This window comes from Tropicibacter sp. S64 (assembly GCF_049803835.1).
GTDB lineage: Bacteria > Pseudomonadota > Alphaproteobacteria > Rhodobacterales > Rhodobacteraceae > Pacificoceanicola.
Genome location: NZ_JBNAGK010000018.1, coordinates 13301 through 32750, shown reverse-complemented (window position 1 = coordinate 32750; position 19450 = coordinate 13301). Strand labels below are relative to the sequence as shown.

The following is a 19450-nucleotide window of genomic DNA, read 5'->3' as shown; positions in this document are numbered from 1 at the left end:
TTGCGCCGGTCGGCGATCCGGAAACAGGCCCGGGCCTCGAAACGACGCACCGGCGATTGGGAGACGTGAATGACTCTATTCAATTTCAGCACCGGTAGCGACCTCAGCGACCAGGGCACCAACGCTTCGATTAGCTTTACCGACAACAGTACCAATTTTACCCTCAGCACCAGCGCCAACCCGTCCGGTGCGGCGAACCACAACGTGGCCTTTTACAATCCGGACGACGGTCCCAGCGTTGGCCTTCTGTCGGTCACCGACTACGGCGGCGCGGGAGTCTGGACGCTGGATGTCACCAATCCCGGTTCGTCCTTCGGCGGCAGCCTGACCTTGAACATCGGCCGGTCGATCACCGGCAGTTGGCGGTTCACCTTCGTCGGGACAAACGGGAACTTCGTTTCGACAGTCAACGCGGCGAACGACAGCATCACCATCAACCAGGCCGGCACGAACACCTTCACCGCGATCAAGTTCACGCTGCTCTCCGGTGACGGATACATCCAGATCGACAGCCTGAACGCCGACATCGTGTGCTACCTCGAAGACACCGGGATCGAGACCACCCGCGGCCGCGTGCTCGTTCAGGACCTCAAGCCAGGCGACACCCTGCCCCTCGCCCATGGCGGCGAGACCACCGTCAAGTGGGTTGGCATCCAGCCCATCGACGGACGCACCGCCCACCCGGGCAAGGTCAACCCGATCTGCATCACCGCTGGCGCGATTTCCGAGAACGTGCCGTCCCGCGACCTCTACGTCTCGCCGGATCATGCGGTGGAAATCGACGGCCTTCTGTTCAATGCCTCGGCCCTGGTCAATGGCTCCTCGATCTACAAGGTCGCCACGATGCCGGTGGAAGGCTTCACCTACTACCACATCGAGACCGACGCGCACGAGCTCATCCTCGCCGAAGGTCTGGCCTCGGAGAGCTACCTCGACAACCCGGACCGCAGCGCCTTCGTGAACGGCGCGGAGCGCGCAGGCGCCCCGATGATCCCGGAAATGGCCCTGCCCCGCATCATCGCCCCGCGCATGGTGCCGCAGGACATCGAGACCCGTCTCGCACAGCGGGCCCCGCGCGTCGCCGCCTGATCGGCACCGCGCCGAGACACAACCACGATTTGGCCGGAGCTTCACCCTCCGGCCATTTTCTTTGTAAGATCCTTTTTGAACTTAACACATATCAAAGACCGAATATCATTTACCTGTCAGACTTGGACAATGGCGTGGGGCAAAACGGCCCGAGGCGTCCTGTTCCATGCGTCGTTCCCGGCAATCGGCTCCGCCGCAGCAGCATGGCAAGGCCCAAGGCAAACGGAATGATGAACCATGGCATTGTTTGAATTCGACGACGGCCCCGGTCAATTCGTTCAGGGCACCGATGTGACGATGACGTTCATGGAAAACGGCATCCAGTTCACGCTGAGCATCAAGAACCTGTACTCGGACCGATACACGAACGAACAGAAAGCGCGGTATGCTCCGGATATGGGAACGGGCACGACGCAAGGCCATCTCATCATCAGCGACTGGTACGCGGTTGGCCGCTGTTCACCTGCTTCCACGTGGAAACTGACGCGCACGAGCTTATCCTCGCGGAGGGTCTGGCCTGCGAAACCTACCTCGACAATCCGGGCCGCGCGGCCTTCGTGAACGGGCACGAGCGGGCTGATGCGCCGAAGATCCGGGAAATGCCGCTGCCCCGGATCGTCGCGCCACGCATGGTGCCGTCGGCGCTCCGGAGCCGTCTCGCCGCGCGGTCGCGCCGTTGGCTGGCTAGACGGACCGCATGACCTCGACCCTTTCCTTTCCCCGCCCCGCCGCTTAACACTGGAAGCCGAGGTTTTCGACCCAGACCAACGCCCGGGAGTTCCCATGACCGCATCCGTCGCCCAACAGAACGCCGCGCTGCTGGACAGCGTCAACGCCGATCTCGAGCGCGTGGCGCAACATCAGGCCGCCGGACGCTATCGGGAAGCGGACATCATGCTGGACCGCCTTCTGACCGCGCATCCGGGCGTGCCCCGGCTGCTGCACCTCAAGGCACTCAACCATTCCTATCGGGGCGATCGCGACACGGCGATTTCCATGCTGGAAACCGTGGTCGACAACACCGAGCCCAGCGATCCGGTGGCCCTGGTCGACCTTGGCACGATCCTGGCGCAGTCCGGCCAGATGGACGCCGCAATCGAGCGGCTGAAGCGGGCGACGGAGATCGCGCCGAACCTGGCGCTGGCGCATGGCAACCTTGGCGCGGCGCTGCTGACCAAGAGCGACCTGCCCGGCGCCATCCGGCACCTGCAAAAGGCGGTCTCGCTCGATGGCACCATCCTCGATGTGCTGCTCAACCTCGGACAGGCGCATATCCGTGCACAGCAGTTCGACGCCGCCATCGACGTGCTGTTCCGCGCGCTCAGCGTCGATCCGCAAAACGCCCCGGCGCATTCGCACCTCGCCCATGCGTTGTTCCGCCGCGAGCGCCCCGACAGCGCCGAGCACCACGCCCGCCGCGCGATGGAGCTTGCCCCCGGTCAGCCCGAGCCGATGCTGCACCTCGGCAATACGCTGGCCGCACAGGGCAAGATCGCGGAGGCCGTGGACATGCTGCTCGGCATCGCGAACAAGCCGCCCGTCGGTATCGCCGCGCTGACCCGGGTTGTACACATTCGCAAGACCACGGCGGACAGCCCGGAATACAACACGCTCAAGACCTACGAGTCCCGGCTCGACTCCATTGCGGTGGAGCCGCGCACCGCCTTGCTCTTCGCACTCGGCAAGGCGGAGGACGATCTCGGCAATTACGAAGCCGCCATCGGCTATTTCAACGCCGCCAACGCCCTTGCCACCGCGCAGCAACCGAGGGCCTTCGGAGAGGACAACGCCGCCGAGCGGACCGAGCGTCTGCTCGAGTTCGTCACGCCCGCGCTGCTCTCGCGCTGCGCCAGCAAGACGGTCACGGAGGTCAGCCCGATCTTCATCTGCGGCATGCCCCGCTCCGGCACCACGCTCATGGACCAGATGTTCTCGCGCCATCCGGACGTGCAGGCGGGAGGCGAGCTGCCCGCCACGATCCGCGCACTGGGCCGCAACAAGCGCCTGCATGCGGCGCTGGAAAAGGACCTGGACAGCGACGCGCTGACACCGGACGACTTCGCGCGGCTGGCGGAGGATTACGTCGCAGTGCTGCACGGCGAGGGGCTGCGTGCCGGCTATGTCTCGGACAAGATGCCGGCGAATTACCACTATGTGCCGCTGCTCGCCATGGCGCTGCCGCGCGCGAAGTTCCTGATCATGCGGCGGCATCCGATGGACAACCTGCTGTCCAACTACATGCAGAACTTCGGCGCCAACCAGCCGTTCAGCACCGCCTTCCCCGCGCTGGGTGCAACCTGGCGGCGGTTCGACGCGCTGGCCAGCCGCTGGGCCGAGCTGCTTCCGGACCGGGTGCGGCAGGTGGCCTATGAAGACATCGTCACCGATCCCGAGGCGCGGATGCGCGAGCTCGTGGCGTTCGTCGGGCTGGACTGGAGCCCCGCGATGCTCGACCACACCGCCTCCAGCCACCAGGTCAACACTGCCTCCGTCGCGCAGGTGCGCCAGCCGATCTACGACAGCTCCGTCGCCCGCTGGCGGCGGTACGGTCCGCTGCTGAAGAACCTCGCGATCGAGGTGCAGGACGCGCTGAGCGACGAGGACCGCGTCGCCGCCGGACTGGACCCGCGTTCCTGACGCAGAGGACCGAGATGGCCGACACGCCTGTGCCCTCCCCACCCAGTTGGCAACGCTTCACCGATGCCGCCGACCATGCGCTGGACCATGGCGACATTGCGGAGGCCCGCGCACAGTACGAAGCGGCGCTGGCAGAGGTGATCCCGGCGAAGTTCTGGCTGCTCGATGCCGAACTGACCCGCCGCGAGGGCAACCACGCCCGCGCCCTGCACCTGCTGTCGCTGGCGGAGGCGGCGCATCCGCACAACTTCTGGCCCCCGCTGAAACGTGCCGAACTGCTGCACGACATCGGGCGCGATGCGGAGGCGGCGGAAGCGCTGGACGCAGTGTTCGCCCGGGGCGGGGTCAGCGGCTTCCCGCGCTTCCTGACGCTCGATTTGGCACTGCGCCAGTCCCTTGCCCAGCCCGCCCGGCTGGCCCGGGCGCTCGGTGCTGCGGTGGACGCGCTGCCGGACCTGGACCCCACCGAACCGCTTGCCGCCCTGCGCGCCCTGCCCGGCGGCCCCGGTCTGGCCGCGCCGATCTACCACCGCCTTCTGGAACGCGATCCCGAGAACGTCGGCCTGCGGGTCGATTACGCCGCCCTGCTCACCGGCCCCTGCCCGCCCGAGGCCGCCGTGCGCGGTCTGTCCCTTCTGCTCGGCAACGCCGAAACGGAGGACGCCCCCGGCGCCCTGCCGCTGGAATTCGCCGTGCCGCTCGCCCGGGCGCACCGGCAGCTCGGGCAGTTGGCGCAGGAGGAGGCGATCCTCACCCGCATCCTGACCCACACGCCCACCGCGCCCGTGGTCCTGCGCTACCTCTATTCGAGCCAGATGGCCTCCGCCGACGCGGACATCCTCGACGAGATCGGCGCCGCTCTGCAGCCGCATCTGACCGAGCGCCTGCACAATGAATTGTCCGCGCAGGCGGCTTTGGCGCTGATGGATTGGGACCGCGCCGTGGCGCTGCTGCGCCCGCGACGCCAGAGACCGAAGGCCGCGCATGAGGCGCAGATGCTCGCCACGGCACTGATCGGACAGGGCCGCTATGCCCTCGCCCTGCGGTACCTCGGCCTTGCGGTGCGGCGCTGGCCGGAGGCGCGGGGGCTGGCCACCTTCCGTATCCTCTGGGCGCTGAAGCTCGGGCGTCTGGACCTCGCCGAAGCGGCCATCGACGCCGGCGCAGGGCATCTGCCCGAGGGTGAGTTGACGACGCATCGCCTGATGTTGGCCGGAATGCGCAACGATCTCGGCACAGCGATGCGCCATTACGCCCGGCTGCGCGACCTTGGTCAGCTCAACAAGCAGACCCGCACCACCATGGCGAAACTGGTCTACAGCCTCGCCGACATCCGCCACCTCGACGCCATCCGCGACCAGATCGGCGATCCGCTGGGCGAAGCGGGCGGGTTGCTGCATCGCAGCGGGCTGGCCGGAACCATGGCGCTGGAGCTGCAACTGGAGGAGCGCGATTACAAGGCCCGGGGCGGCTATGACAAGGTCGAGGACTGGCGCCACACGCGCCCGGAAAGCGTCATCGCCGCGCTGCGGCTGATCGACCACTGGCGGAGCACCGCGCCGGGCTGGACAACCGGGCCGGAGATCCCGAAGCGCATCGTCCAGTACTGGGACAAGCCGGAACCGCCCGACGCGGTCCGCGACATGGTGCAGAGCTGGGCCGCCGCGCCAGGCTATACGCATGACCTCTGGGATCGCCCAGGCGCCGTGCGCTTCCTGCGCGACCATTTCGGCCCGCGTTGGGTGCGGGCGCTCGACCTCGCACGCAACCCGGCGGAGGAATCGGACCTGCTGCGGCTCTGCCTGCTGGTGCATCACGGCGGCATCTGGGCCGACGCGGACGACCGGCTGTACGGCGATCTGGACGGATTGCTGCAGGGCACCGCGGGACTTGTGGTCTACCGCGAAGCGCTCGGCGGCGCACTCGGCAACAACTTCATCGCCGCCCCGCCGCAGCATCCGGCGCTGATCGCGGCGGCCAAGCTGGTGCGCAAGGCGCTGCTCGAACGCAATGCCGAGAGCGCCTGGGGCAAGACGGGCCCGGGCGTGCTGACTCGTACCGTCGCGCATTACCTCGTGCAGACCGAAATCCCGCGCGACGATTTTCCGCTGACCATCCTCGACACCGCTCCGCTGGCGCAGGTCGTCGCCATGCACAACCCCGTGCGCTACAAGACCCTGCCGAGCCACTGGGCCGCGAACGGCACGCGCCAACGCCCGAGCCAGGTCTGGCCGACCCTTCTGGAGGCCCTACGTGGCCGCGAAACCGCGTGAAGAACGCCTCGCAAACCTCTAATCTGGAATAGAAAAAGGCGGCTCTCAGGCCGCCCTTTCCGTCCCGAAGCTCCGCTGCGTCACTTCACGCAGACGGGCTTTCAATTGATCAGCGTCGGCTTCGCCCGGTGCGTCGCCTGCTTCGGCATCACGCCAAGCCGCTTGGCCACCTCGGAATAGGCATCGGTCAGCGAGCCGAGGTCACGGCGGAACACGTCCTTGTCGAGCTTCTGCCCTGTTTCCATGTCCCACAGGCGGCAGCTGTCCGGAGAAATCTCGTCGGCCACGATGAGCCGCTGGAAATCGCCGTCATAGACCCGGCCGATCTCGATCTTGAAGTCGATCAGCTTGATCCCGACGCCGTACATCAGGCCGGTCATGAAATCGTTGACCCGCAGCGCCAGCGCCACGATGTCGTCCATGTCATGCTGCGAGGCCCAGCCGAAGGCGGCGATATGCTCCTCGGTGACCATCGGATCACCGAGCTTGTCGTCCTTGTAGTAGTATTCGACGATCGGACGCGGCAGTTGCGTGCCCTCTTCGATGTTCAGGCGCTTGGACATCGACCCGGCGGCGTAGTTGCGCACCACCACTTCCAGCGGCACGATCTCGCAGGCGCGGACCAGCTGCTCGCGCATGTTCAGGCGGCGGATGAAGTGCGTCGGCACGCCGACGTTGTTGAGCCCGGTCATGAAGAACTCGGAGAGCATGTTGTTGAGCACGCCCTTGCCCTCGATCGTCGCCTTCTTCTCGGCGTTGAAGGCAGTGGCGTCGTCCTTGAAGTACTGGACGATCGTCCCCGGTTCCGGGCCCTCGTAGAGAGTCTTGGCCTTGCCTTCGTAAATCTTCTTGCGACGTGCCATCATCGGCCTTTCTGGAAATGCCAAAGGCGCCCTGGAGCGAGCGCGTTTGCCGCCGTCTTACTCCGAGTCCCGAGGCGCCGCAAGCGCACGTTGGGACGCAGGGTGCCCGCGCTGCGCAAATCCCGAAAAACCGCGCTGAAACGGCGCGCGTTGCCGCAGCCCGGGCTTTGGGGCCTTGCAACGAAGGCCGCGCAACGGCATATCGAAACGGACCATTTTCAATCCCGAGGGAGTAGCCCCATGTCCACCTTCGACGATCGCGAAAGCGCCTTCGAGAACAAGTTCGCCCATGACGAGGAAATCAAGTTCAAGGCCGAAGCGCGCTGCAACAAGCTGCTGGGCATGTGGGCCGCGGAGCTGATGGGCCTTGTCGGCGAAGAGGCCGAGGCCTATGCCCGCGCGGTCATCAAGGCCGATTTCGAAGAGGCCGGTCACGAGGACGTGGTGCGCAAGGTTGCCGCCGATCTGGACGGCAAGGCCACCGCGGACGAGATCCGCGCCAAGCGCGAGGCGCTGCTGGTCATGGCCAAGGGGCAGATGCTCGAGGAGCATTGAGCGCGGACTGGGTAGGGTGGGTTTTCAGCCCACCAACGCGCGGCGGTGGGTTGAAAACCCACCCTACCGCAGGAACGCGGACCGGCGCCCAGCCCGGCCACACACCAAAAAAGGCGCCCCGGGGGCGCCTTTTTTCATCGCTGGCCTTGCGCGTGCCGACAATCAGTCCTCGCCGCGCGCGTCCGCCCGGCTCTTGCCCGCCACCTGCAGCGCCAGCGTCGCTTCCATGAAGCCGTCGAGGTCGCCGTCGAGCACCCCTTGCGTGTCCGCCGTCTCGTACTGGGTCCGCAGGTCCTTCACCATCTGGTAGGGTTGCAGCACGTAGGACCGGATCTGCGCGCCCCATCCCGCATCGCCTTTCGCCTCGTGCAGCGCGTTGACCTCGGCGTTCCGGCGATCCAGTTCCAGCTGGTACAGCCGCGATTTCAGCGCCTTCATGGCGATGTCGCGGTTCTGGTGCTGCGATTTCTCCGAGGAGGTCACCACGATGCCGGTGGGAAAGTGCGTGATTCGCACCGCGGAGTCGGTGGTGTTCACGTGCTGTCCGCCTGCGCCCGAGGAGCGGAAGGTGTCGATGCGGATATCCGCCGGGTTCACCGTCACTTCGATGTTGTCGTCGATCACCGGATAGGCACCCACGGCGGCAAAGGAGGTCTCGCGCGTGCCCTTGCCAAAGGGCGAGATCCGCACCAGCCGGTGCGTGCCGCTCTCCGACTTCAGCCAGCCATAGGCGTTGTGGCCCTTGATCTGGTAAGTCGCGGATTTGATCCCCGCTTCTGCGCCCGCTTGCTCTTCCTGCAATTCGACCTCGAAGCCCCGCTTCTCCGCCCAGCGGACATACATCCGCGCCAGCATGTTGGCCCAGTCGCAGGCCTCCGTGCCGCCGGCACCGGCCTTGATTTCGAGGAAGGCGTCGTTGCCGTCGGTCTCGCCGTTCAACAGCGCTTCGAGTTCCTTCTTCGCCGCCTTCTCCACCAGTGCGGCAATCGCCTTCTCCGCCTCGCCGACGACCTCCTCGTCCTCCTCCATCTCGCCAAGCTCGATCAGCTCGACCTGGTCGGACAGCTCCTGCTTGATGGAGGTATAGGTCTCCATGGCGTCGAGCAGCATCTGCCGCTCCTGCATCAGCTTCTGCGCCGCCGCCGGATCGTCCCAGAGGTTCGGGTCTTCGACCCGGGCGTTGAACTCCTCCAGCCGGTGCTGCGCCGTCTCCCAGCCCAGCCGCTGCTTGAGCAGCTCAAGCGACTTCTCGACCTTGTCGACGTTGTTCTGGACTTCGGCGCGCATGGGAGGACTTCCTGTATCAAAGACCGCATCGGGTGCCGCGTGATAGCAAGGGGGCGATTGGGGAGCAAGAGCGGGCATCGGCGCCTTCGGTTCGGGGAGCAAACCCGGCCACCGCGCGGCGGGACAGCCTGTAGGGCGGGGTTACACCCCGCACTCCCGTCAGAAATTTCCCCCGTAAAACTCTGATAAAAAACAGCTATCAAAACAAATGTAAAAAACATTCACATCAACCCTTGCAACCCGGGCCACCAATCCCGATCTCCTGTGATGTGAAAGACATTCACATACACAACCTGAAACGGAGAGAGACATGACCACCGCCACCTATACCGCCAACGTTCCCGCCGCCTCCGGCTGGTTCTCGCGGGCTGAGGCCTGGCTCGATCAGCGCGGTAAAGGCGCATGGATCGCAGCGATGGTACTCGGTTTCATCTTCTTCTGGCCTGTCGGCCTCGCCCTTCTGGCATACATGATCTGGAGCAAACGCATGTTCAACAAGTCCTGCCGCTCGCACGGCCATTCCCACCGTTACCACGGCTTCCGCAGCATGAAGTCGAGCGGCAACTCCGCCTTCGACGCCTACAAGGAAGACACCCTGCGCCGCCTGATGGACGAGCAGGAAGCCTTCGAAGCCTTCCTGCAGCGCCTGCGGGACGCCAAGGACAAGGCCGAGTTCGACCAGTTCATGGACGACCGTGAAAAGCGCATGGCCGACGAGGCCCGCAACACCGAAGACGCGTAATCCGGCGCATCTGTCCGGCGGCCCCTTCCATGGGGCCGCCCTACCCCCTACATTCAGGATCACCATGTACAGCGACACCTACACCCACCTGCCCGACCCGGACCGCCAGGCCGCCTTCTACGAAGGCGTCGCGATCAAGCGCGGTCTCGCCTGGGTCATCGACTTTGCCATCGTCTGCATCTTCATGGTGCCGATCCTGATCTTTACCGTCGGCCTCGCGGCCTTCGTCTTTGCCCCGCTCTTCGCCATCGTCAGCTTCCTCTACCGGGTCGCGACCATCGCGGGCGGCTCTGCAACCTGGGGCATGCGCATGATGGCCATCGAGTTCCGCGACGCCCGTGGCCAGCGCTTTGACCTGAGCCAGGCCTTCCTGCACACGCTCGGCTACACGATCTCCCTCGCGGTCTTTCCGCTGCAACTGATCTCCATCGCGATGATGCTGTTCACCGAACGCGGCCAGGGCCTGACCGACATGGTGATGAACGCCGTCGCCCTCAATCGCCGCGCCTGATCCCCGGACACGGGACAAAGGTTAACCAAACCTTAAGAGAAACCCCGCCTTGGCGGGGTTTACCTCTTGTCAGGGGGCTTGGCGTAGAAAATTTTCCTTGTTACCGTTCGGCTCAATCAACGAGTCTCCCTGCCCATGCGTCACTCTCTTCCCATTGCCCCGCAGTTCTACGTGACAGCGCCCCAGCCCTGCCCCTATCTCAAGGGCCGGATGGAGCGGAAACTGTTCACGGCGCTGCAGGGGGACAATGCGCAGAAGCTGAATGACACTCTGTCGAAACAGGGCTTCCGCCGCTCGCAGAACGTGCTCTACCGACCGTCCTGTTCCGATTGTGCCGCCTGCCTCTCGGCCCGCATCGACGTGCAGCGCTTCAAGCCCTCGCGCAGCCAGAAGCGCACTTTGAAGAAGAACGCCTATCTGACTCGCCGCGCCACTTCGCCCTGGGCCACGGAGGAGCAGTTCGACCTGTTCCGCCGCTACCTCGACGCGCGGCACGCCGATGGCGGCATGGCGGACATGGACGTGTTCGAATTCGCCGCCATGGTCGAGGAAACCCCGATCCGCAGCCGCGTCATCGAATATATCGACAGCGCGGATGACACGCTGAAGGCCGTGTGCCTGACGGACATGCTCGATGATGGGCTGTCCATGGTCTACTCCTTCTACGAGCCGTCCCTGCGGCAAAGCTCGCTCGGCACCTGGATGATCCTCGATCACATCGACATCGCCCGGGAGGCGGGCCTGCCTTACGTCTATCTTGGCTACTGGGTGCCCGGCTCGGAGAAGATGGGCTACAAAGCGCAGTTCGACGCGGTCGAGGTCTACCGCCGCGGCCAGTGGGAGGAAATGCAGGACGCGGACGCCTATGAAAGCGAAAGCCACCCGCTTTCGACCGATCCGATCGCCGAGCAGGTGGCCAACATTTCCTTCCCCGACACCCGGGGTTGACCATATCCCGAGAGAGATGAGAGAACGGTCCTGCCGGTCCTATCGGACTCCGCCGGTCTTTGCAGACGTATTGGCGAAGAAAATCGCCTTTGTAGCGTAGACTTGACTGTTTCCGGTTGCGCTACCGGCCTTGCGCGGTCTGCCGATTGGCTACGGCACTTAAGATGTTGAACAGACATGCAAGATTTCCGCCGTTGCGGGGTGAACGGCATACAGAACTGCCCCCCTTGCCCTGATGGTGAAGATGCCTCCGAGAACATCGGGGAGCACCGTGCGGGATTTTGGTATTGAAGACGATTTCGAAGATCCGGCGGGCGTTTTCTTCAGGAGAAGCAGAACAGCGAGATCTGCCCTGAGTGTCGAGTCTCGCGGTACATACCGCGCGAAATGATACGCTCCGGGGCGACCGAACCCGCAGAGGTGGTCGCGGGATTTCGGGCCAGGTGCCAAGCCCAAGACGGGTTGATGGCCGGATCAGTCACGACACCGAAAAACGCACCCAACAGATGGGATCATGGCGCCGGTATAGGCGTCTGATTGACGCTCTTCGGACCTGAACCTCGCCGCCCGAAATGAAACGAGCGCCATCACGTCGCACGGCGGCAATCTGGAGGAAATTCAAGACCACCTATGTTGCCCGAAGATGCCGGGCAGTCAGTTTGGCTGATATGCCAGTGAACCAAGAGCATCAGTGTGGCGATGTCGCAAGGCTTGCGCGGGCGCGCCTGCATGACGACGTCGACGATGACTCTCGACGCTTACAGAGTGTTCTCCGCGTCGGGTCGAAGGAACCCGACCAATTGCAGAACCAGAAGAATGGCCGCCAAGGTTGACGAAAATCCGAGCAACAGAGGGCTCGACAATGCGCGATCTGTCCAGCGCGGCGCGATATCGAGCGCTTTGTCCAAACGGCTGCGATGAACCTTGAGCCGCGGAGCGCCATAGCCTGTGTCGACCATCGCGAACATGCCGACATCGTCCTCGCCCCGCCTGCCCGCTGGCTCCACGAACAGCCGGGCTTCGAAGGGGTCGCCATTGCGGCCCTGGATCTCGACCAGACTGCCGATGGCAAAGCTGCCGGTCCGGACCGGGTCCGAGGCTTCACTGAGCAGACCGGTCTCCCAGAAGACATAATCTCCGCTGCTCAGGTAGGACACAGACGTATCCGTCACAACCGTGCCGAGCGTCACCTCGCCGAACATTTCGATCGGATCAAAGGCGGCGATCCCATCCGGGTTGAAAATGAGCACCAAAGGTTCGGCAATCGCCGCACCGTCCAGCGTGCCAAGCGGGTCTCCAGGGCTGCTTCGGGGTCCCGGCTCCAGCATCAGCGCCAGAAATCCCGAGCGCCGCAGCCGCAGTGTCAGCCGGGCGCCACCGGCAGGAACCAGCATGTCCCCCGCCTCGAGCGGCGTCATCCCGGCGCTTTCATTCCATCCCGCGGGCAGAGCGATCTGGTTTTCCCGGGACGCGGCAAGCACGATGCCCAGCTCCTGCGTATCCGCCTGAACCATGACCGCCGTCTCCCGCGGCAGGAAGAACAGCGCGAACAAGGGAACGGTTATCATCAGGAAAAGCGCGATCCGCAGGACCAGCGCCCGGAACCGTTTGTCTTTCAGTATCATCGGGGCGTGCGCGGCGGTTTCGGTCATTTCAGCGCAACATCGAGAAAGATCGACCGGCGGCGCGTTTCGACCGGATTTCCATCCGCATCCATGTCCGTGTCATAGCGCAGGATTTCCATTTCCAGATCCCCCGATGCCTCCGGCGGCACCGGGACATCGCAGACGAACTTGTAAATCGCGCTCTTGCCCACCGAACGCCTGCAATCGACCAGGGGAAGGCCCGGCATCGCACGGGCCTTCAGACGGCGGTTGTCGTCGTCGTCGATGAAGATTTGCAGGCTTTTCGGATCTCCGACAAGCGCCTGCCCCCAATTGCTGACCAGCGTCACGCGGTTTCCGACCTCGGTATTGCAGGCGCCGAGCATCAGATATCCGAAACTCAGATCGGGGGACAAACCCGCAAGCACCTTGGGGCTCTCGATATATCTGGTATTGACCGGCACGGCTGTCGTGCCTCCGGTCCAGTCCTGCAAGACCTCCAGGGTTTGCGATCCGTAATACCGCCCGTTATCACCCAGCATGGAATAACACAGCGTCTGCCCCGCGAACCGGGCCGGAACGAGCGCGGTCGATGCTTTGTTCGCTGCACTTGCCACAGGCAGCGCCCGGACCGCAACGACAAGCGCCCCGGAAGAATTCACCGTGGGCAACCAGTCTTCCTCGGCCGCCCCGATTGGCCGCAGCCCGGTCGGAGCACCCCCATCCTGCGCAAGTCCGGGCGTCGCCACGAGAATTGTCAGGGTGAAAATCTTCAAAGAATCGCATAACATGAAATCGTCTCCGAAGATGGTCGCATTTCCACTTGCCACGGTTGCTGATGAAAAAGCTTATTCTCCTGTTTTTGATCTGTACAGTTTCTTTGGCCACGAAGGCCCGGGCCGAATGGGTTGAAGTGCATTCCGGGAACAAGATCGGAATAGGATATCTCTTCAAATACCAGGACGAATGCCGGGTGCTGGCGCCCCTGCATGTTTTTTCACCCGTCGAAGCACCCACGGATCGCGCCAATATCCGGGTGCCCCGGAACAGCGGCTTCATCCGTGTGGAAATCGAGGATCGTTACGAGGACTTCGACATTGCCTGGGCGCGGATTCAAGGCACGGAAAGGCCGGTGACGTGCACGTCGACATGGGTTCCCGTACCCGCCAATGCCTATGCCGATGTGCTGCGCGATGCCCTGAACAAGAACGTCTCTCTGGAGTTGAGGACGCGACGGGACGGCATCGACAAGGTCGTAGACGCGAGCCTGAGGGAAATCGACCCGCACTGGCTCCGGTTCAAGATCCAGGACCTTAGCCCGGATGAGAACCGCATTCGCAGCATGAGCGGTTCAGGTCTGTACATCGGCGGCACGCTCGTCGGGATTTTCACGGGGTACAACCCGGAAACCGGCATGATGCTTGCCTTGCGCATGGAGATCATCCCGCAGTACCTGCGCATGGCCATGCGGCCCGTGGATCCGCCGGAAACAGGGATCACTCCGGACATTGAGCAGCAATCGACCGGCATACCAACCGGCCCGGTTGATCCGACCGGCAAGAACATCTGGCCGACCAATGTGACCGGATGCGATCTGGAAGCGGCGAATGCTTCGGACCCGGGCCGCCACCCCGGGTCCATTGGCCGAACGCTGGAGGAGGTCGATGCGAAGACGGCCATCGCGGCCTGCAAGTCCGATCTGGACAATGCTCCGACATCCGCGCGGCTCGCCTATCAATATGGACGCGCCCTTCAGGCTGGCATGGAAGACAAGGACCTGTCCATTACCTTCCAAGAGACGTTTTCGGCCCTGTCCGAGGCACTGGAACTCGGACACGCGCACGCCATTGTCAACATCAGGAATCTCCTCGTCGACGACGATGGTCCCTGCCCCTACGGCGACGCCTGTGTCACGCTCTACCTTGGCTTCCTCGACAAACTCGCCTTGCTGGACCGGGCCGAAGCCCGCGAGACCCGTGCGGACTTCTATGCCTACAACGAGGCCGCGCTGCCGGTCTGCGGCGACCGGAAGGCCTGCGACGAACAGGCGCTCGCGCTATATCGCATCCTCATCGACGAGGACGATTTTGCCGCGGCGAATGCCGATATCGCCTTTCTTTCTGAAACTGGGCGCATCTCCCTGCCCTGCGACGAGACCGGGACATGCCTGACATTTCAGGTCGGGGCCTACCGCACGGCGGCGGCGGACAACACCGCCTGGGCGCAGTACCGCCTTGGGCGCCTGTTGAAACGCAATGTCGATGACCCGGCCATCTGCGCGGACCCGGCAACCTGCATTCTGGAGGCCGTCTCTGCCCTGCAATCGGCCATCGACAATGGCGCATCGGTCTGGTCCTACTGGGAACTCGCCAATATCCGGGCCGAGGAGCGATGGGCCGAGGTCCTGCCCTGCAGTGCAAACGGCGATTGCGTCCGACTCGCCGTCGAGGGCTATCAGGCGCTCGCGGACGCGGGTGAAGGGTACGGCTATCTCGAAATGGCCTGGGCCAACATGTACCGAACCAAGGAATTGGGGTGCACGGACGATCCCGATCCCTGTTTTCGCAAGGCCGCCGCCTATCTTGCCGAGGAGAATGCACCGGACGACGACTGGGGCAAATCGCTGCGTGCCTCCGGGATTCAGATCGACCCGGAGATTTTCGGCGCGTTCTGCAAGGACAACTGCATGCAGACCGCCCTCACCTTGCACCGCGACGCCAGCAAGACGCGCCGATGGAACCTGCGCAAAGCCGGCGAAATGCTGGTCTGGAACTATCACGACCTTGATTGCGAGACAGAGGCGGATTGCGTGTTCGAAGGCATGGACCTGCTCGCCGAAGCCTTTGAAAAAGGCGACAACCGCGCTTTCGATGCCTGGACAAGCGGGATCGAGGCTATGTTTTCCGAGATTTTCGTGAAACCGGATCCGGCAATGCAGCCGCCGCCCCCGGCGAACGGTGCGCCGGTCGTGGTGGAATACATCGACTATTGTGAAATCAATTCGGACCGGTGCAAGGACTACGCCGAGAGATGGTTTGCCGCGCTCCCGTCCGTCGAATTGGGCGAGCAGATCTGGCAACGCAGCCGGGTCGCCCTGGCGCTGCTCGCCATCAATGTCCTCTATCCCGAGATGCAGCAGACCTCCGCGGTCCGTTTTCGCGAGGTCATGGACACGCTGAAGGACGCGGACCTGCTGAGCCTTGGCGATCTGCCCTATCGGCTGGCGGACTGCCAATCGGAGCTGTGCACCGAGACGATGACAGACCTGATCGACCGTGCCAGAGCCACCGAAAATCCCGATCTCGTCATCTTCATGTTCCGGTCGCCGCTCTTCGATACCTGCCTGAAACCCGGAAAGACTTCCTGTTTCGGCATCACTCGGGAGGACATCGCGTCGCTTGTCGATCAGGCGGATGAAGGCACCGTCCGGGAGATCGGCGGCATATTCGGGGCCAGTATCTGGAACAGGACGCTCAATCCTTACGAGGCGTCTCTGGTCGAGACGTTTCTTGACAAGGGTGTGCTCTATCCCCGGGCCATCCAGGCCCGCAACGCTCTGTGGGACAACGGCTATCAGGGGGACGATCTGTCCCGCGCCGAGGCCATCGCGGTGATCCGGGATTTGCTGGAGTACGCCGCGAACGGCGAGCATTCGGTTCCGCGCACCAATGTCGGCTCCGACGTCGCAGTGGCCCTGCGTGGCAAGCCGATGCAGGACAGGCCCGTCTCGCTGACCGTCGACGCCATCCTGATGGCGGCCATCCACAGCCCTTTCAAGGAGAACATCACCCACAGGTGGCTGGAACAGAACGTTTTCGGTGCCGACACGATCCGTGCGCTGCAGCGCCGTCTGGGCGGGATCCGGGTGGACGGCGACTATGGTGAAAAGACCGCCAATGCGATTGAATCCTGGGTCGAGCGCACCTGTGCAGCGGACCCCGAAAACTGTCGTGCCTCCCAGAGCCGAAGGATGGCAAAGGCCCTGCTTGCAGCCTTGGACGGCTAATTCACTCGGCAATACCGCCATTTTTTTCGGGGGCACGTCAGTCGAATTCAAGCGCCCTTCAGTTGATGCATCGGGGCGCTCCACTGTATTCCTTGTTTGGTTTTTCGTTTATGTCCAGAGCTTCGCGCTTGACGTCATCCAGACAATTCCAAGTGCGGAAGGACCGGCCAACAGCGCATGAAATCCCACTCGCTCATGCTTGGTCTCTGCTTCCGGGCAATGCATGGACAGGACTTCGTTCGGGTCTTCACGAACCGTCAGAGGCGCGTTTTCTCCCCAGGCCGCCGGTTGCGCGGCTCAAGCCACATGGCGCGTTCCAAATCGCAACAGATCGGCAAACGCGCTTGTGGTTCCAACCGAAGCCTTTCACGTTCCCCGGGGTGCGGGAAGCACGGACCATGGACCCATGTCCACTGGCCGTCGTCCAAGCAAGGTTCCAATCGGCGATCAGCTCTTTTTCACCGCCAAGCGTCGGCTGACACCGATGGCACGTCTCACTGATGCTGACCGCACGACAGGTCAGGTCAATGCTGGCGGCACTGTAACGCACCACCCATTTGGCCATCGCCTTGCAACGGCGGTCGGGACATCGAGCGAAACCGGCGTTCGTTCATGGGCCGCGCCTCCAAGTAGTCCGGCCGGGCAACCCTTGTCCTGGCGGCTCCCTGCGAGATGTCCGTCCGCGAGACCGCACTGCCACAGGGCATGGCCTGCTGTGAGTTCCAGCCGAACGGCCCGACCGGCCATGTCAGCCGGCAAGCCGGAACCTTTCGGCGGGTCCGGCCGGCTTCAGCCGAACCGCGCGCCTGCTGCCTTACCCGATCCGGTAATTCGGGCTTTCGCGCGTGATCTGCACGTCGTGCACGTGGCTCTCCTTGAGCCCGGCCCCCGTGATCTTCACGAACTGGCACCCCTGCCGCATCTGCGCAATGGTGGCATTGCCGGTATAGCCCATGGCCGCACGAAGGCCGCCGACAAGTTGGTGGATCACCGCGCCCGCCGAGCCCTTGTACGGCACCTGACCCTCGATCCCTTCCGGCACCAGCTTGTCGGAGGCCGCGTCCTTCTGGAAATAGCGGTCCGCGGAGCCCCGCGCCATGGCACCGAGCGAGCCCATGCCACGATAGGATTTGAAGCTGCGGCCCTGGTACAGAATGACTTCACCCGGGCTCTCGTCGGTGCCAGCGATCATCGAGCCGACCATGGCGCAGGAGGCGCCCGCCGCGATGGCCTTGGCGAAGTCACCGGAGAACTTGATGCCGCCGTCGGCGATCACCGGCACGTCTCCCGCTGCCTGGGCGCAGTCCATGATGGCGGTCAGCTGCGGCACGCCGACTCCGGCGACCATGCGGGTGGTGCAGATCGAGCCCGGCCCGATGCCGACCTTCACCGCGTCCGCGCCCGCGTCGATCAGCGCCCGCGTCGCCTCCGCCGTCGCCACGTTCCCTGCGATGATCTGCACGCCGTTTGAGAGCGTCTTGGCCCTTGTCACTGCCTCGATCACGCCGCGCGAATGGCCATGCGCGGTGTCGATGACGACGATGTCCACACCGGAATCGATCAGCATCTCGGTCCGGGCAAAGCCGCTGTCCCCCACGGAGGACGCCGCCGCGACCCGAAGACGGCCCAGCTCGTCCTTGCAGGCGGTCGGGTTGACCACGGCCATTTCCGTGTCTTTCAGCGTCAGGAGGCCGGTCAGTTTGCCGCTGGCGTTGACCACGAGCAGCTTTTCGATCCGGCGTTCCTTCATCATGGCAATCGCTCGTTGGCGGTCGGCCGGTTCCTGCAGGATGGCGAGGTTCTGATGCGTCATCATCGCCTTGACCGGGGTCTCGTCATGCTCGGCAAAGCGCATGTCGCGGTTGGTGACGATGCCGACAACCTTGTGATCCTTGTCCACCACCGGAAAGCCGGTGAAGCCGTAGCGCTCGGTCAGCGCCTTGGCATCGGCCAGGGTCTGGTCCGGGGTCAGGGTCACGGGGTTGTAGACGATGCCGCTCTCAAAACGCTTCACCCGGCGCACCTGCCGGGCCTGCTCCTCGGCGGAAAGGTTCTTGTGAATGACCCCCATGCCGCCCGCCTGCGCCATGGTGATGGCCATGCGGGCCTCGGTCACCGTGTCCATCGCGGAGGACAGCAGCGGAATGTTGAGATCAATCGAACGCGTCACCCGGGTGCGGGTGTCGGCGGTGCTGGGCAGCACCTCGGACGCACCGGGAACAAGCAGAACATCATCGAAGGTCAGGGCCTCGCGAATCTCCATGGGGTCGGCTCCTTGGGAGGGGATCGGTTGGCACGTCCCTATTGCATGGATCATCGGGAGGGGAAAGGGCTGAAAGCCGCGATCCGGTGCCGCTCTCGCGATTGTCGCAGGCCGGCCTAGCGATAGGTCCCGGCGGTGATGAACTCGCCAAAGGCCTCGCACCAGATCAGGACGGTGGTGTATTGCGTCAGGTCCACGCCGTCGGGGATCTCCAGAACGAAGCCGGAGAAGGTCCTGACATCGCCGATCCGCAGCGCCTGCGCCTTCACGCGTTCGAAACCGGCTTCGTCCTCCACGAATTCGGGGACGAGGTAGAGCTTGTAATCCGGCCCCGGTGCCAGTGCGCCCTCATGCACGATTTCCGTTTCGGTCAGGCTGATCGTGCCCTCGCCCCAATGCAGGAAATCGCTGCCCTTGAGGTCGCGGGTCAGCGTGGCCTGATAGGCTGCGCCCCGCGCCTTCTCTTCGAGCATGGCCGCATCGGGCGAGTCCGGTGCCGTCAGGATGGGCAGGACATACACCCCGAGCGCAAAGCCGAGGCCAAGCATGACCGCGTGGGACACAATGAAAAACAGCAGGCGCATGGCTTTCTCCCCGGGGCTTTCCGACCCGAACCCAGACATGCCATGAAACCGGCGGTGCACCAAAGGGTTTTGCCGTTGCCTCCGCCCG

Annotated in this window: 15 protein-coding genes; 9 read left to right on the top strand and 6 right to left on the bottom strand. The window is 63.9% G+C overall.

The genetic code is table 11. The features are described from left to right. Window positions 1-69: 69 nt before the first annotated feature. From ACP159_RS22820 to ACP159_RS22805, 4 genes are all read left to right on the top strand, one after another. Window positions 70-1089, top strand: a complete 1020-nt coding sequence (locus ACP159_RS22820; protein ID WP_425102040.1) for a Hint domain-containing protein — start codon at window positions 70-72, stop codon at window positions 1087-1089. Window positions 1090-1562: 473 nt separating this feature from the next. Next, entirely contained in the window at window positions 1563-1790 is a 228-nt protein-coding gene (locus tag ACP159_RS22815) for a hypothetical protein (RefSeq protein ID WP_425102039.1), read from the top strand. 82 nt (window positions 1791-1872) lie between these two features. Next, on the top strand, window positions 1873-3726 hold the full coding sequence (locus tag ACP159_RS22810; protein WP_425102038.1) for a tetratricopeptide repeat-containing sulfotransferase family protein: 1854 nt from the start codon (window positions 1873-1875) through the stop codon (window positions 3724-3726). A 14-nt stretch (window positions 3727-3740) separates the two neighbouring features. Then, window positions 3741-5999 (top strand): glycosyltransferase, encoded by a 2259-nt coding sequence (locus tag ACP159_RS22805; protein ID WP_425102037.1) that lies wholly within the window; start codon window positions 3741-3743, stop codon window positions 5997-5999. Between the two features lie 101 nt (window positions 6000-6100). Here ACP159_RS22805 and purC read toward each other — a convergent pair whose 3' ends face one another. After that, window positions 6101-6862: a phosphoribosylaminoimidazolesuccinocarboxamide synthase gene (gene purC / locus ACP159_RS22800; RefSeq protein ID WP_425102095.1), complete on the bottom strand. Its 762-nt coding sequence runs from the start codon at window positions 6860-6862 to the stop codon at window positions 6101-6103. A gap of 240 nt (window positions 6863-7102) precedes the next feature. Here purC and ACP159_RS22795 point away from each other — a divergent pair, with 240 nt between their 5' ends. Beyond that, window positions 7103-7417, top strand: coding sequence for a DUF1476 domain-containing protein (locus ACP159_RS22795; RefSeq protein WP_425102036.1), 315 nt, complete (start codon window positions 7103-7105; stop codon window positions 7415-7417). A 162-nt stretch (window positions 7418-7579) separates the two neighbouring features. On the opposite strand, the gene prfB is transcribed toward ACP159_RS22795, so the two are convergent. Beyond that, window positions 7580-8704 carry a peptide chain release factor 2 gene (prfB, locus tag ACP159_RS22790; protein WP_425102035.1) on the bottom strand — a complete coding sequence of 375 codons (1125 nt, stop codon included), beginning with the start codon at window positions 8702-8704 and terminating at the stop codon, window positions 7580-7582. Between the two features lie 310 nt (window positions 8705-9014). Between prfB and ACP159_RS22785 the strand changes: the two genes are divergently transcribed. The 3 genes from ACP159_RS22785 to ACP159_RS22775 all read left to right on the top strand — a co-directional run bounded on the left by ACP159_RS22785 (window position 9015) and on the right by ACP159_RS22775 (window position 10905). Beyond that, complete coding sequence (locus tag ACP159_RS22785) at window positions 9015-9446, top strand: DUF2852 domain-containing protein (RefSeq protein WP_425102034.1); 432 nt, start codon at window positions 9015-9017, stop codon at window positions 9444-9446. Between the two features lie 64 nt (window positions 9447-9510). Continuing rightward, entirely contained in the window at window positions 9511-9957 is a 447-nt protein-coding gene (locus ACP159_RS22780) for an RDD family protein (RefSeq protein WP_425102033.1), read from the top strand. A gap of 135 nt (window positions 9958-10092) precedes the next feature. Continuing rightward, window positions 10093-10905, top strand: a complete 813-nt coding sequence (locus tag ACP159_RS22775) for an arginyltransferase (RefSeq protein WP_425102032.1) — start codon at window positions 10093-10095, stop codon at window positions 10903-10905. Between the two features lie 758 nt (window positions 10906-11663). Here the strand turns inward: ACP159_RS22775 and ACP159_RS22770 are convergent. Further along, window positions 11664-12530: a hypothetical protein gene (locus tag ACP159_RS22770; protein ID WP_425102031.1), complete on the bottom strand. Its 867-nt coding sequence runs from the start codon at window positions 12528-12530 to the stop codon at window positions 11664-11666. A gap of 23 nt (window positions 12531-12553) precedes the next feature. Then, window positions 12554-13300: a hypothetical protein gene (locus ACP159_RS22765; RefSeq protein WP_425102030.1), complete on the bottom strand. Its 747-nt coding sequence runs from the start codon at window positions 13298-13300 to the stop codon at window positions 12554-12556. A 47-nt stretch (window positions 13301-13347) separates the two neighbouring features. Here ACP159_RS22765 and ACP159_RS22760 point away from each other — a divergent pair, with 47 nt between their 5' ends. Beyond that, window positions 13348-16515 carry a peptidoglycan-binding domain-containing protein gene (locus ACP159_RS22760; protein ID WP_425102029.1) on the top strand — a complete coding sequence of 1056 codons (3168 nt, stop codon included), beginning with the start codon at window positions 13348-13350 and terminating at the stop codon, window positions 16513-16515. 814 nt (window positions 16516-17329) lie between these two features. Here the strand turns inward: ACP159_RS22760 and guaB are convergent. Continuing rightward, window positions 17330-18778, bottom strand: coding sequence for an IMP dehydrogenase (guaB, locus tag ACP159_RS22755; protein ID WP_425102028.1), 1449 nt, complete (start codon window positions 18776-18778; stop codon window positions 17330-17332). A gap of 116 nt (window positions 18779-18894) precedes the next feature. Beyond that, window positions 18895-19362, bottom strand: coding sequence for a DM13 domain-containing protein (locus ACP159_RS22750; protein ID WP_425102027.1), 468 nt, complete (start codon window positions 19360-19362; stop codon window positions 18895-18897). Window positions 19363-19450 lie beyond the last annotated feature (88 nt).